Below are 13348 nucleotides of genomic sequence, written 5' to 3'. Positions count from 1 at the left end.
GGGCGGCTCGCGGGCGGCCGGTAGCCTGGACTCATGCTCCGCACCATCGATCTGCGCGGCCGCGTCCTCACGCCGGCCGAGCTGCTCGCCGCCGTTCCCCGCGCCGACGCCGCGCGCGACGAGGCCCTCGCGACGGCCGCCCGCCTCGTCGACGACGTCGCCGCCCACGGCGAGCAGGCCCTGCGCGACCAGGCCGAGCGATTCGACCGCGTGACCGGCCACGCCCTTCGCGTCCCCGCGGAGCACCTCGACGAAGCCCTCGACCAGCTCGCGCCCGAGATCCGCGCCGCGCTCGAAGAGGCCATCCGCCGTGTGCGCACGGCCTCGGCCGCGCAGGTGCCGCCGCCCACGGTCACCGAGATCGGTCCCGGGGCCCGCGTCACCCAGCGCTGGCAGCCGGTGCGCCGCGTGGGCCTCTACGTCCCCGGCGGCAAGGCCGTCTACCCGTCCAGCGTCGTCATGAACGCGGTTCCCGCGCAGGTCGCCGGTGTGCGCGAGGTCGCCCTCGCCTCGCCTCCGCAGGCGGCCTTCGACGGGCGCGTGCACCCCGTGATCCTCGCGGCCGCCCGGCTGCTGGGCGTCACGGAGGTCTACGCCATGGGCGGAGCGGGCGCCATCGGCGCGTTCGCCCACGGGGTGTCCGCCATCGGCCTCGACCCGGTCGACGTGGTCACCGGGCCGGGCAACAACTTCGTGGCATCCGCCAAGCGCGCCGTCGCCGGACGCGTCGGAACCGACTCCGAGGCCGGTGCCACCGAGATCCTCGTCGTCGCCGACGCCTCGGCCGACCCCGGTCTCGTCGCCGCCGACCTGGTCAGCCAGGCCGAGCACGACGAGCAGGCGTCCGCCGTCCTCGTGACGGACGACCCCGAGCTGGCCGACGCCGTGCGCGCCGCGCTGCCGGAGCGCGTTGCGGCGACGCGGCACAGCGCCCGCGTGACGACCGCGTTCGACGGGCCGCAGTCGGCCGTCGTCCTCGTCGACGACATCGCGCAGGCGACCGCCTTCAGCAACGCCTACGCGCCCGAGCACCTGGAGCTGCACCTGTCCGACCCGCGTCCCGAAGACTTCGTGCACGCGGGCGCGGTGTTCGTCGGCCCGTACACGCCGGTCAGCCTCGGCGACTACCTCGCCGGCAGCAACCACGTGCTGCCGACCGGGGGACAGGCGCGGTACAGCTCCGGTCTCTCCGCGGCGACCTTCCTGCGCCCGCAGCAGGTCGTGGAGTACGACCGCGACGCGCTGGCGGCGGTCCGGGATGCCATCGTCACCCTCGCCGAGGCCGAGGCCCTGCCCGCGCACGGCGAGGCCGTCACCGCCCGCTTCCCGGCGTAGTCTGGCGATCCCATGCATTGTCCCTTCTGCCGGAACCCGGACTCCCGGGTCATCGACTCGCGCACGAGCGACGACGGTCTCAGCATCCGTCGTCGTCGGCAGTGCCCGAAGTGCGGCGGCCGGTTCTCGACCGTCGAGACGGCGAGCCTGAACGTCATCAAGCGGTCGGGGGTCGTCGAGCCGTTCAGCCGCGAGAAGGTCGTCTCGGGGGTGCGGAAGGCCTGCCAGGGCCGTCCCGTCACGGACGCGGACCTGGCGATGCTCGCGCAACAGGTCGAGGAGGCGATCCGGCAGACGGGGTCGTCGCAGATCGAGGCCAACGAGATCGGCCTGTCGATCCTCGGTCCGCTCCGCGAGCTCGACGAGGTGGCCTACCTGCGCTTCGCGAGCGTGTACCAGGCGTTCGAGTCGCTGGACGACTTCGACGCGGCGATCGCGCAGCTGCGCGCGGATCACGCCGCCCGCGCGGCCGCCCGCCCCGTCCCGGCCGCGGACTGACGCCCGCCCCGGGAGTTCTCGCCCGCGACGGTCCAGTACCCTGGCGGTGATGTATCCCCTCCTCTTCCGCACGGTCCTCGCCCGCATGGATCCGGAGCGCGCGCACCACCTCGGCGCTCTCGTCATCCGTGCCGTCGGTCTTCCCCCCGTCGCCGCCGTCGCGCGGCGTCTGACCGCGCCCGCCCCCGGCGCCGAGGTTCACGCCCTGGGCCTGCGCTTCGACTCGCCGTTCGGCGTGGCCGCCGGGTTCGACAAGAACGTCACGATGGGCAAGGGCCTGCACGCCCTCGGCTTCGGACACGTCGAGGTCGGCACGATCACGGCGCTGCCGCAGCCGGGCAACCCGAAGCCCCGCCTGTTCCGCCTCGTCGCCGACCGCGCCGTCATCAACCGCATGGGGTTCAACAACGACGGTGCCGCCGTCGCCGCGCGCCGACTGCGGGCGCTGCGCCGCTCGCGTCGCCGCCCGGTCCTCGGGGTCAACATCGGCAAGAGCCGCGCCGTCGCCGTCGAGGACGCGACCACCGACTACGTCCGCAGCGCCCGTCTGCTCGCACCGCTGGCCGACTACCTCGTCGTCAACGTCTCCTCGCCGAACACCCCCGGCCTGCGGGGTCTGCAGGCGGTCGAGACGCTCCGTCCGCTGCTGACCGCGGTCCGGGATGCCGCCCGCTCGACGCCGCTGCTCGTGAAGATCGCCCCGGACCTCGCGGACGACGAGGTGCAGGACATCGCTCATCTGGCGGTGGATACCGGACTCGCCGGGATCATCGCGACGAACACGACGATCGCACGCACAGGGCTGACGGCCGACCCGGCCGCGGTCGAGGCGATGGGTGCCGGCGGGCTGTCCGGCGAGCCGCTGAAGGCGCGCGCCCTCGAGGTGCTGCGCCTGGTGCGCGCCGCGGTCCCGTCGGAGTTCGTCGTCGTCTCGGCCGGGGGAGTGGACACGGCCGCGGACGTCCGCGCGCGTCTCGCCGCCGGGGCGACGCTCGTCCAGGGCTACACCGCGTTCCTGTACCGCGGGCCGCTCTGGGCGCGGCAGATCAACCGCGGTCTCGCCCGCGGACACTGAGCCTGCGGAGACGGAAGCGGCGCGCCCCCGAGGGGACGCGCCGCTTCCGTCTGTCCGGGGACTCAGACCGGGTACTGCCCGCGCTTGACCTGCGCCTTGGGCAGGCGCATGAAGCGCATCTGGACCGTGCGCATCGCCGCGTACCAGCCGAGGCCCTTCTCGACCTTGGTCTCGCCGAACTTCTCCTTGGCGGCCCGCTTGACGCGGATGGAGGTGATGATCATGTCGCCGACCACGAACAGGATGAAGATCCACAGCGCGACGAACGACCAGTACTGGAAGAAGCCGACGGGGATGAGCGTGGCCACGATGACGAGGATCATGAACGGCATCACGCCTTCGCCGAGGTGCCACCCGGCGTCGACGAAGTCGCGGGCGAAGCGGCGCTGCGGACCCTTGTCGCGGACGGGGAGGTAGCGCTCCTCGCCGGCGGCCATGCCGACGCGCGCCTTCTCGCGCTGTGCGGCGAGCTCGGCTCGCGCACGCTGCTTCGCCTCCTTGGTGTCGGCGACGAGGGGACGCCGACGCGCCGCCTCCTGCTCGGCGCGCGACGGCGTCGCGCGGCCCTTGCCCGAACCGAGGTCCGTCGGCTCGACGGGGGTGTCGTTGGGGGCGGGGGCGGATGACTTGGCCACGGGAAACCTCGGGGATCGCTGATCAGGAGACTTAAGATTACCCGCATGACCCTCGACCTGTCCCGGCAGGATGCTGTGCGTGAGGCCGCATCCGCCGGCATCCCCACCGCTCTCGCCGACCTCGGCGCCCTCGTCCGCATCCCTTCCATCGCCTGGCCGGCGTTCGACCAGTCCGCCGTCGTCCGCAGCGCCGAGGCGGTGGCCGAGCTCGTGCGCGGCACTGGCGTCTTCGACCGGGTCGAGGTGGCCCGCGCCGCAATCCCCGGCACCGACGAGGTCGGTCAGCCCGCCGTCCTGGCATCCCGTGCCGCCCGCAACGGGCGCCCGACGGTCCTGCTCTACGCCCACCACGACGTCCAGCCCCCGGGAGACGACGAGCTGTGGGAGTCGCCGCCGTTCGAGCCGACGGTCCGCGACGGCCGCCTGTACGGTCGCGGCGCAGCCGACGACAAGGCCGGCGTCATGGCGCACGTCGCGGCCGTCCGCGCGGTGAGCGAGGCGCTCGGCGACGACCTCGACCTCGGCATCGCCATGTTCATCGAGGGCGAGGAGGAGTACGGCTCCCGCTCGTTCGGCCAGTTCCTCTCCGACCACGCCGACGTGCTCCGCTCCGACGTGATCGTCGTGGCCGACTCGGGCAACTGGGACGAGCGCACCCCCGCGCTCACGGTCTCCCTGCGCGGCAACGCCCGGTTCACGCTGACGGTGCGCACCCTGGACCACGCGTCCCACTCGGGCATGCTCGGCGGCGCGGTCCCCGACGCGATGCTCGCGACCGTCAAGCTCCTCGCGACGCTGTGGGACGACGACGGCGCGGTCGCGGTGGAGGGGCTCCACGAGCGCGACGCCGAGACGCCCGCCTACGACGAGCAGACCCTCCGCGCCGAGTCGGGACTCCTCGACGGGGTCTCGCCCATCGGCCGCGGCACGATCCTCAGCCGGATGTGGAACAAGCCGTCGATCACCATCACCGGAATGGATGCCACCTCCGTCGAGGCCGCGTCCAACACCCTGGCCCCGCAGACCCGCGTCGTCATCAGCGCGCGCGTCGCCCCCGGGCAGAAGGCCGAGGAGGCCTTCGCGGCGATCGAGGCGCACCTGCGCGCCCACGCGCCGTTCGGCGCGCACCTCGAGTTCGCCGACGTCGACTGCGGCGACGCGTTCCTCGTCGACACCTCGGGCTACGCGGTGGAGGACGTCCGCGCCGCGTTCGCCGACGGCTACGGGGTCGAGTCCGTCGACGTGGGCGTGGGCGGGTCGATCCCGTTCATCGCCGACCTCGTCGCGGAGTTCCCCGGCGCGCAGATCCTGGTCACCGGTGTGGAGGACCCCCACTCGCGCGCCCACAGCCCGAACGAGTCGCTGCACCTGGACACCTTCCGCAACGCCGTCGTGTCCGAGGCGCTGCTCCTGGCCCGGTTGAACGAGCGGTCGGCGTGATCTCGGACCGATCCGGGCGCGGCGGGCGTAGACTCGTGACCGTCCGCGTCCGATTCATCCGAAGGGCTTCGTCATGACCGACACCACCCTGTCGTCCGCCCCCGCCACCCGTGAGCACGGCGTCGCCCTGTCCGACGCCGCTGCCGACAAGGTCAAGAGCCTGCTCTCGCAGGAGGGCCGCGACGACCTGCGTCTGCGCGTCGCCGTCCAGCCGGGCGGATGCTCCGGACTCATCTACCAGCTCTACTTCGACGAGCGCTACCTCGACGGCGACAAGGTCGTCGACTTCGACGGCGTCGAGGTCATCGTGGACGACATGAGCGTGCCGTACCTCGACGGTGCGAGCATCGACTTCAAGGACACGATCTCGGAGCAGGGCTTCACGATCGACAACCCCAACGCGCAGGGCTCCTGCGCCTGCGGCGACAGCTTCCACTGACGCCCGACGGGCCCGGCGTCCTCGCCGATTCGACAACCCCCGGAACCGCGGATCACACCGTGGATTCCGGGGGTTTTCGATGTCTCGGTGCTGGACGATTGGCCTGAGGACCCTAGGAGGTTGCTCTAGACTGTCGAGAGCAACATCCCTGACTCGGAAAGGTGCATTGTGCCCTCCAAACGTCGCCTCCGCTGGGCAGCGCTCCCCGTCGGGATCGCCTCGGCCACGCTTCTGGCCGGCTGCACCACGTCGCAGCTGCACGGCTTCCTCCCCGGCTTCGTCGAGGACGGCACGCCCGCCACGAACCACACCGACATGGTCGCCGGTCTCTGGGTCAACTCGTGGATCGTCCTCCTCGCGGTCGGTGTCATCACGTGGGGCCTCATGCTGTGGTCCGTCATCGCCTACCGGCGTCGCAAGGGCCAGTCCGGCCTCCCGGTGCAGCTGCGCTACAACATGCCGGTCGAGATCTTCTACACGGTCGTGCCGCTGATCCTCGTGGTCGGCTTCTTCGCCTTCACCGCGCGCGACCAGACGATCCTCGAGACGCAGTACGAGGACCCGGACGTGTCCATCACCGCGTACGGCAAGCAGTGGGCCTGGGACTTCCAGTACAACGGCGAGCAGGAGGACAACTCCGACGCCGTGTACAGCATGGGCGTCCAGGCGCAGGAGACCTCCGACGGCTACGACCTCGACGACGTCCCCACGCTGTACCTGCCGGTCGACAAGACGGTGCAGATCGAGCTCCGCTCGCGCGACGTCATCCACTCCTTCTGGATCGTCGACTTCCTCTACAAGAAGGACATGTACATCGGGCGCGAGAACTACTGGTCCTTCACGCCGACCCGCGAGGGCACGTACGAAGGCAAGTGCGCCGAACTGTGCGGCGAGTACCACTCCGCGATGCTGTTCAACGTCAAGGTCGTGAGCGAGCAGGAGTACGAGGACTACCTCGACACCCTGCGGGCGGCCGGCGACGTGGGCGACATCAGCGACCTGCAGCGACTGCAGAACCTCAGCACGACGGTTGCCACCGAAGGGAACGAGTGATCATGGCGACGACGCTTCCTCTGCAGGAGAAGGGCGCCGGGCGACCGACGACCCTCCCGCCGCGTCAGGCCGCTCTGCTCAGCACCACGCGTGTCGAGCAGAAGGGCAACCTGGTCGTCAAGTGGATCACCTCCACCGACCACAAGACCATCGGGTACATGTACCTGATCGCGTCCGTCATCTTCTTCATGCTCGGCGGCGTGATGGCGCTCATCATCCGCGCCGAGCTGTTCGAGCCGGGCATGCAGATCATCCCGACGAAAGAGCAGTACAACCAGCTGTTCACGATGCACGGCACGATCATGCTGCTCATGTTCGCGACGCCGCTGTTCGCGGGCTTCGCCAACGCGCTCCTGCCGCTGCAGATCGGCGCTCCCGACGTCGCCTTCCCGCGTCTGAACGCCTTCGCCTTCTGGCTCTTCCTGTTCGGGTCGACCATCGCCGTCTCCGGCTTCCTCACCCCGCAGGGTGCGGCCGGCTTCGGCTGGTTCGCCTATCAGCCGCTCGCCAACGCGAGCTTCTCGCCCGGCGTCGGAGGAAACCTCTGGATGCTGGGTCTGGGCATCAGCGGCTTCGGCACCATCCTCGGCGCGGTGAACTTCATCACCACGATCCTCACGATGCGCGCCCCGGGCATGACGATGTGGCGCATGCCGATCTTCACCTGGAACACCCTCATCACGAGCATCCTCGTGCTGCTGGCCTTCCCGGTCCTGGCCGCCGCGATCTTCGCCGCCGCCGCCGACCGCGTGCTCGGCGCCCAGATCTACAACCCGGAGAACGGCGGCGTGCTGCTCTGGCAGCACCTGTTCTGGTTCTTCGGTCACCCCGAGGTGTACATCATCGCGCTGCCGTTCTTCGGCATCGTCTCGGAGATCTTCCCGGTCTTCAGCCGCAAGCCGATCTTCGGCTACAAGACGCTCGTGTACGCGACGATCGCCATCGCGGCGCTCTCGGTCGCGGTGTGGGCGCACCACATGTACGTCACCGGTGGTGTGCTCCTGCCCTTCTTCGCCCTGATGACGATGCTCATCGCGGTGCCCACCGGCGTGAAGATCTTCAACTGGATCGGCACCATGTGGCGCGGATCGGTGACGTTCGAGACCCCGATGGTCTTCGCCCTCGGCTTCCTCGTGTCGTTCGTCTTCGGTGGTCTCACCGGCGTCATCCTCGCGTCGCCGCCGCTGGACTTCCACCTGTCGGACTCGTACTTCGTCGTCGCCCACTTCCACTACGTCGTCTTCGGCACCGTCGTCTTCGCGATGTTCGCGGGCTTCTACTTCTGGTGGCCGAAGTGGACGGGCAAGATGCTCAACGAGCGTCTCGGCATGGTCCACTTCTGGATGCTGTTCGTCGGCTTCCACATGACGTTCCTCATCCAGCACTGGCTGGGCGTCGACGGCATGGTCCGTCGTTACGCCGACTACGCGGCCGCTGACGGCTGGCAGTGGGAGAACCAGGTCTCGACCATCGGCTCGATGATCCTCGGCGCATCGATGATCCCGTTCCTCCTGAACGTCTGGATCACCGCCCGCAAGGCGCCGCGTGTGACCGTCGACGACCCGTGGGGCTACGGCGCCTCCCTCGAGTGGGCCACCTCGTGCCCGCCGCCGCGTCACAACTTCACGTCCATCCCGCGCATCCGCAGCGAGCGGCCCGCGTTCGACCTGAACCACCCCGAGGCCGGCATCCCGGTCGGTGTGGGCCCGGCGAAGGACGCTCCGGACGCCCCGGTCGTCGACGCCGCTGCTGGAGAGGTGAAGTAAGTCCATGCGCACCAATGTCGGACTGTGGTGGATCCTCACCGCGTTCTTCTTCGCCGTCGCGGTCATGTACGCCGTATGGAACGTCATCAGCCACGGCTCGGTGGAGTGGGTCGGCACCGTCGCCCTCGTCTTCACGGGTCTCATGGGCACAATGATCGCGTTCTATCTGGGCCGGGTGCAGAAGGCCCAGGGCGGCGAGCTGCCCGAGGACATCCTCACCGCGGACATCGACGACGGCGACCCCGAGATGGGCGAGTACAGCCCCTGGTCCTGGTGGCCCATCGTGCTCGCGGCCTCGGCCGCGATCGCCGCCATGGGTCTCGCGGTCGGCAGCTGGCTCGTCCCGATCGGCTTCGGCGTCTTCGCGATCGCCATCGTCGGCTGGGTGTACGAGTACTACCGCGGGTACTTCGCGCGCTGATCCCGTGCCCCTCCGGCTGAACGTCGCCGCCGTCTCCGACGCCGGCGCCCACCGTCCCACCAACCAGGACGCCGCCTTCGCGGCGTCCTGGGGTGCGGCGGTGGCTGACGGCGTCGGGGGAGGACCGTCGGGAGACCTGGCCTCCGCGGCGCTGATCCACCGCCTCGTGGCGACACGGGGGACGGAGATGGATGCCGACGACCTCCTCGTCCGCATCCGCGAGGCCAACTGGGACATCCGCGCCCACGTCGAGCGCGATCCCGCCCTGCAGGGCATGGCCACCACGTTCACGGGGGTCTTCCTGGCGGCATCCGGAGACCTGCTCCTCGCGCACACGGGAGACTCGCGCGCCTACCTCCTGCGGGACGGTGCCTTCTCGCGCGAGACCCGCGACGACTCGTACGTCCAGGCTCTCGTCGACCACGGCATCATCCCGCCCGAGGCCGCGGCCGCTCACCCGCGCCGCAACATCATCACTGCATCGCTCGCGGGTGCGGAGGGTGACGTCGTCTCCGTCGCCGAGCGGCGTCCGACCGTCGGCGACCGCTGGCTGCTGTGCAGCGACGGTCTGACGGACTACGTCCCCGAAGCGGATGTGGCGCAGCTGGTCGCGGACGCCCCGGACCCGCAGGCCGCCGCGGCGTCGGCCGTTGCCCTCGCCCTCGAGGCGGGCACCCGCGACAACGTCACCGTCGTCGTCTGCGACGTCGTCGATGACGACGACCGTGGAGGACCGGAGCCGGTGTTCTTCGGCTCTGCGACGCGCTGGTTCGCCGAGGACGTGCAGACGGCCTGACGGCGCTGTCGGCGGCCGTGCCGGCCTCCACGGCGCGCTCAGGCGCCTCCACGGAAGGTCTGGCCGTCAGGGCAGGCTCAGGAGTCGTCGCAGACGGTCAGGCACCTCCACGGAAGCGCCGGCCGTCAAGGCGGGCGGAGTCCGCCACAGATCCTCAGGAGCCAGCACAGGCGCTCAGGCGCCTCCACGGACGCTCAGGCGCCTCCACGGACGCTCAGGTGCAAGCACAGACGCTCGGGCGCCAGCACAGTCGCTCACGCCGTCACGGAACGCTCACGCCGTCGCGGACGCCGTCTGCGGCTTCTGCCGCACGACCATGACGAGCGGGTCGAACACACGCTGTTCAGGGCCGTCGTCGGTCTCCCACGGCTGTCCCTCGCGCACCCAGTACTCGTAGCCGCCGAGCATCTCGCGCACGTCGTAGCCGAGGCGGGCGAACTCCCGGGCGCCGCGATGGGCACCGTTGCATCCGGGGCTCCAGCAGTACACGACGACCGGGAGGGACCTGTCAATCTCCTGTGGCGCGCGTGCGGCGATCTCCGCGTGAGGCAGGTGCACGGCCCCGCTGATACGGCCCTGCCGCCATGCATCCTCGCCACGGACGTCGACGAGCGCGAACGAGACGCCGGCACGCTGGTCCGCGTAGACGTCCGCACAGTCGGTCTCGAAGGCGAGGCGTGCGGAGAAGTGGGCGAAAGCGTCGGTCATGACCCCCACGGTAGGGCCCACCGAGCGCGCTGCCGAGGCGGCCGAACGTCATCGATGCGCCGGTTCCTGCCACGTCCTGGCGGGAGCAGGGGAGCGGAGCCGCCACACACGGGCGGACGGGCGTGCGGCACGGCCCTGCACGGCCCGGGAAACGCCGCCGGCGGGCCGGCCCGGAGAACGCCGCGGGCGGACGGGAACGACGAAGCCCCCGGCGCATGAGGCGCCGGGGGCTTCGAGAGGGACGACGGGTCTTACTCGCCCGTGTCGTCGCGACGGTTGCGCTCTTCCAGACCGCGCGGCTGACGCAGCTCGACCTCGGCCTTCTCGTGCGTCGGCGACATCGGCAGACGTCCGTCCTCCGCGGCCCGCGCGTTCGCACCGGCGATCTCGTCGGCCTCCTCGCGGTCGATGTGGTCGAGCGAGTGGTGCTGGTGTGCGATAGCGGCATCCAGCTCCGCCTGCGTCAGCGGGGTGAGACGGTCCTCGAAGAACCACCGCGAGGCGGCCGCACGCAGGTGCTGGAGCGGGGAGATCTGACCTTTGGCGTTGGGACGCACGACGAGCGGCTCGTATGTCTCGTTGTCGACGAGCTTCCAGCGCTCGAACTCGTCCACCGGCTGGTGCACCTCGATGTACTCGCCGCCGGGGAGGCGGACGATGCGACCGGACTCGTAGCCGTGCAGGGCGATCTCGCGGTCCTTCTTCTGCAGCGCGAGACAGATGCGCTTGGTGACGAAGTAGGCGAGGATCGGGCCGAGGATCAGCAGGGCCTGCAGCGTGTGGATGACGCCTTCCATCGTGAGGTGGAAGTGGGTCGCCATGATGTCCGACGAGGCCGCCGCCCACATGACCGCGTAGAAGGTGACGCCGGCCGCGCCGATGGCGGTGCGGGTCGCCGCGTTGCGGGGACGCTGGGCGATGTGGTGCTCGCGCTTGTCGCCGGTGATCCACGCCTCGATGAAGGGGTAGATGAGCACCAGGACGATGAACAGGCCCAGGATGCCGACCGGGATGATGATGTTCCACGAGAAGGTGTGGTCGAACAGCACGAACTCGAGGTGCGGCGGAATGAGACGGAGCATGCCGTCGGCGAAGCCGATGTACCAGTCGGGCTGCGTACCCGCGGACACCGGGGACGGGTCGTACGGGCCGTAGTTCCAGATCGGGTTGATCGTGAACAGCGCCGCGATGAGGACGATGACGCCGAACGTGATGAAGAAGAAGCCACCCATCTTCGACGCGTACACCGGGAGGATCGGGTAGCCCACGACGTTGCTGTTCGTGCGGGCCGGGCCGGCGAACTGCGTGTGCTTGTTGATGATCATCAGCATCAGGTGCACGGCCAGCAGCGCGACGAGGATCGCCGGCAGCAGGAGGATGTGCAGCGTGTAGAGACGTCCGACGATCGCCGTGCCCGGGAACTCGCCGCCGAAGAGCAGGAACGAGGTCCAGGTGCCGATCAGCGGGAGGCCCTTGATCATGCCGTCGATGATGCGCAGACCGTTGCCCGAGAGCAAGTCGTCGGGGAGCGAGTAGCCGGTGAAGCCCTCGGCCATCGCGAGGATGAAGAGGATGAATCCGACCACCCAGTTGAGCTCGCGCGGCTTGCGGAACGCGCCCGTGAAGAACACGCGGAGCATGTGCACGCCGATGCCGGCCACGAAGACCAGCGCCGCCCAGTGGTGGATCTGACGGACCAGCAGGCCGCCGCGGAGGTCGAACGAGATGTGCAGCGCCGACTCCATCGCCGCGGACATCGCGATGCCGCGCATGGGCTCGTACGCGCCGTCGTAGTGCGTCTCGACCATGGACGCCTGGAAGAAGAACGTCAGGAACGTACCCGAGAGGAGCACGACGACGAAGCTCCAGAGCGCGATCTCGCCGAGCATGAAGGACCAGTGGTCCGGGAAGATCTTGCGACCCATCTCCTTGACGATGCCCGAGAGGCTCGTGCGCTCGTCGAGGTAGTTCGCCGCCGCGCCGACGAAGCGGCCGCCGAGCGGCTTGCCGTCACGACCGGCAGCCGGGGGACCGGAGTAGACGGCCGGCTCGGTGGTGACGTTCTCGGTGGGGTGAGTACCGGTACTCATGAGCGCTCCCAGAAGCTGGGGCCGACGGGCTCCTGGAAGTCACCCTTCGCGACGAGGTAGCCCTCGGCGTCGACGGTGATGGGGAGCTGCGGCAGGGGACGGGCGGCCGGGCCGAAGATGACGGCCGCACCATTCGCGACGTCGAACTGCGACTGGTGGCACGGGCACAGAAGGTGGTGGGTCTGCTGCTCGTACAGGGCGACGGGGCACCCGACGTGCGTGCAGACCTTGGAGTACGCGACGATGCCGTCGTACGACCAGTCGAGGTTGTTGGTCTCGGGGTTGAGCTGCTCGGGCTGCAGACGCATGAGCAGCACGATCGCCTTGGCCTTCTCCTCGAGGTAGCCCTCGTCGTGGCCGAGGCCCGCGAGCTCCTCGGGGATGACGTGGAAGGCCGAGCCGAGGGTGACGTCCGCGGCGCGGATGGCACGGCCCGAGGGGTCGTGCGCCAGGCGCATGCCCTCCTCCCACATGGTGTGGCTGAGGAGCGCGACCGGGTTCTGGTCCTGCGGTGCGAGGCCGCGGAACAGGGTGATGCCGGGGATGACCGAGGCGGCCAGGGCGGCAAAGAGCGAGTTGCGGATGATCTCGCGACGACCGAAGCCGGAGTCCTTGTCGGCCTCGACGAACACGTTCACCGCGGCCTCGCGGGTCGTGTCCTGCCCACGCGTGGCGTGGCGGTCCTCGATGTACTCCTTGTCGGACATGACCGACTTCGACCAGTGGATCGCGCCGATGCCGATGGCCAGCAGCGCGAAGGCGATGCCGAGTCCGATGAACAGGTTGTTGTAGCGGATGTCGATCAGCGCGCCCGACTCGATCGGGAAGATCATGTAGGCGATGCTCGCCCAGATGCTCGCGGCGACCGAGACGTAGAACAGCGTGTAGACCGTGCGAACGGCGCGCTTCATCGTCTGCGGGTCCTGGTCCGTCGCACGGTGACGGTGCGGCGGCAGGCCCGGGTTCTCCACGGAGTCGGGAACCGCGACGGCGAGCCCGGCGGAGGGCTTCCACGAAGCCCTTCCGTGCTCGAGTGCGTCTTCCTCGTGTGCCATGGTGCTCCTCGTACGTTTACGTTGCGTCGGTGACGAC

13 protein-coding genes are annotated in these 13348 nt (G+C 69.9%); 9 read left to right on the top strand and 4 right to left on the bottom strand.

Annotated features, from left to right (window positions below; all coding sequences use genetic code 11):
• Positions 1-33 precede the first annotated feature (33 nt).
• Genes hisD through MRBLMI1_RS05390 form a run of 3 tightly spaced genes read left to right on the top strand, consistent with a single transcriptional unit; the run spans position 34 to position 2908 of the window.
• Positions 34-1335, top strand: coding sequence for a histidinol dehydrogenase (hisD, locus tag MRBLMI1_RS05400; protein WP_367727284.1), 1302 nt, complete (start codon positions 34-36; stop codon positions 1333-1335).
• 12 nt (positions 1336-1347) lie between these two features.
• Complete coding sequence (gene nrdR, locus MRBLMI1_RS05395; protein WP_367727283.1) at positions 1348-1833, top strand: transcriptional regulator NrdR; 486 nt, start codon at positions 1348-1350, stop codon at positions 1831-1833.
• Between the two features lie 49 nt (positions 1834-1882).
• Entirely contained in the window at positions 1883-2908 is a 1026-nt protein-coding gene (locus MRBLMI1_RS05390; protein ID WP_367727282.1) for a quinone-dependent dihydroorotate dehydrogenase, read from the top strand.
• A gap of 62 nt (positions 2909-2970) precedes the next feature.
• Here MRBLMI1_RS05390 and MRBLMI1_RS05385 read toward each other — a convergent pair whose 3' ends face one another.
• Entirely contained in the window at positions 2971-3543 is a 573-nt protein-coding gene (locus MRBLMI1_RS05385; protein WP_367727281.1) for a DUF3043 domain-containing protein, read from the bottom strand.
• Positions 3544-3588: 45 nt separating this feature from the next.
• On the opposite strand from MRBLMI1_RS05385, the gene MRBLMI1_RS05380 reads away from it, so the two are divergent.
• From MRBLMI1_RS05380 to MRBLMI1_RS05355, 6 genes are all read left to right on the top strand, one after another.
• A complete protein-coding gene (locus MRBLMI1_RS05380) occupies positions 3589-4983 on the top strand; it encodes a dipeptidase (protein ID WP_367727280.1) in 1395 nt (464 codons plus the stop codon).
• A gap of 73 nt (positions 4984-5056) precedes the next feature.
• On the top strand, positions 5057-5422 hold the full coding sequence (gene erpA, locus MRBLMI1_RS05375; RefSeq protein ID WP_367727279.1) for an iron-sulfur cluster insertion protein ErpA: 366 nt from the start codon (positions 5057-5059) through the stop codon (positions 5420-5422).
• A gap of 168 nt (positions 5423-5590) precedes the next feature.
• Positions 5591-6475 carry a cytochrome c oxidase subunit II gene (gene coxB / locus MRBLMI1_RS05370; protein WP_367727278.1) on the top strand — a complete coding sequence of 295 codons (885 nt, stop codon included), beginning with the start codon at positions 5591-5593 and terminating at the stop codon, positions 6473-6475.
• A 2-nt stretch (positions 6476-6477) separates the two neighbouring features.
• Entirely contained in the window at positions 6478-8241 is a 1764-nt protein-coding gene (ctaD, locus tag MRBLMI1_RS05365) for a cytochrome c oxidase subunit I (RefSeq protein ID WP_367727277.1), read from the top strand.
• Between the two features lie 4 nt (positions 8242-8245).
• Entirely contained in the window at positions 8246-8662 is a 417-nt protein-coding gene (locus tag MRBLMI1_RS05360) for a cytochrome c oxidase subunit 4 (RefSeq protein WP_367727276.1), read from the top strand.
• A gap of 4 nt (positions 8663-8666) precedes the next feature.
• Positions 8667-9458: a PP2C family protein-serine/threonine phosphatase gene (locus tag MRBLMI1_RS05355; RefSeq protein WP_367727275.1), complete on the top strand. Its 792-nt coding sequence runs from the start codon at positions 8667-8669 to the stop codon at positions 9456-9458.
• A 273-nt stretch (positions 9459-9731) separates the two neighbouring features.
• On the opposite strand, the gene MRBLMI1_RS05350 is transcribed toward MRBLMI1_RS05355, so the two are convergent.
• The 3 genes from MRBLMI1_RS05350 to MRBLMI1_RS05340 form a co-directional block, all read right to left on the bottom strand.
• Positions 9732-10166: a rhodanese-like domain-containing protein gene (locus tag MRBLMI1_RS05350; protein WP_367727273.1), complete on the bottom strand. Its 435-nt coding sequence runs from the start codon at positions 10164-10166 to the stop codon at positions 9732-9734.
• A 251-nt stretch (positions 10167-10417) separates the two neighbouring features.
• A complete protein-coding gene (locus MRBLMI1_RS05345) occupies positions 10418-12256 on the bottom strand; it encodes a cytochrome b (protein ID WP_367727271.1) in 1839 nt (612 codons plus the stop codon).
• Positions 12253-13311 (bottom strand): ubiquinol-cytochrome c reductase iron-sulfur subunit, encoded by a 1059-nt coding sequence (locus tag MRBLMI1_RS05340; protein ID WP_367727270.1) that lies wholly within the window; start codon positions 13309-13311, stop codon positions 12253-12255. The genes MRBLMI1_RS05345 and MRBLMI1_RS05340 overlap by 4 nt, the downstream gene beginning before the upstream one ends.
• Positions 13312-13348: the final 37 nt, after the last annotated feature.

It is taken from the genome of Microbacterium sp. LMI1-1-1.1 (assembly GCF_040815675.1).
Classification (GTDB): domain Bacteria; phylum Actinomycetota; class Actinomycetes; order Actinomycetales; family Microbacteriaceae; genus Microbacterium.
The sequence above is the reverse complement of the archived record's forward strand: the minus strand, read 5'-3'. Positions and strand labels throughout refer to the sequence as shown.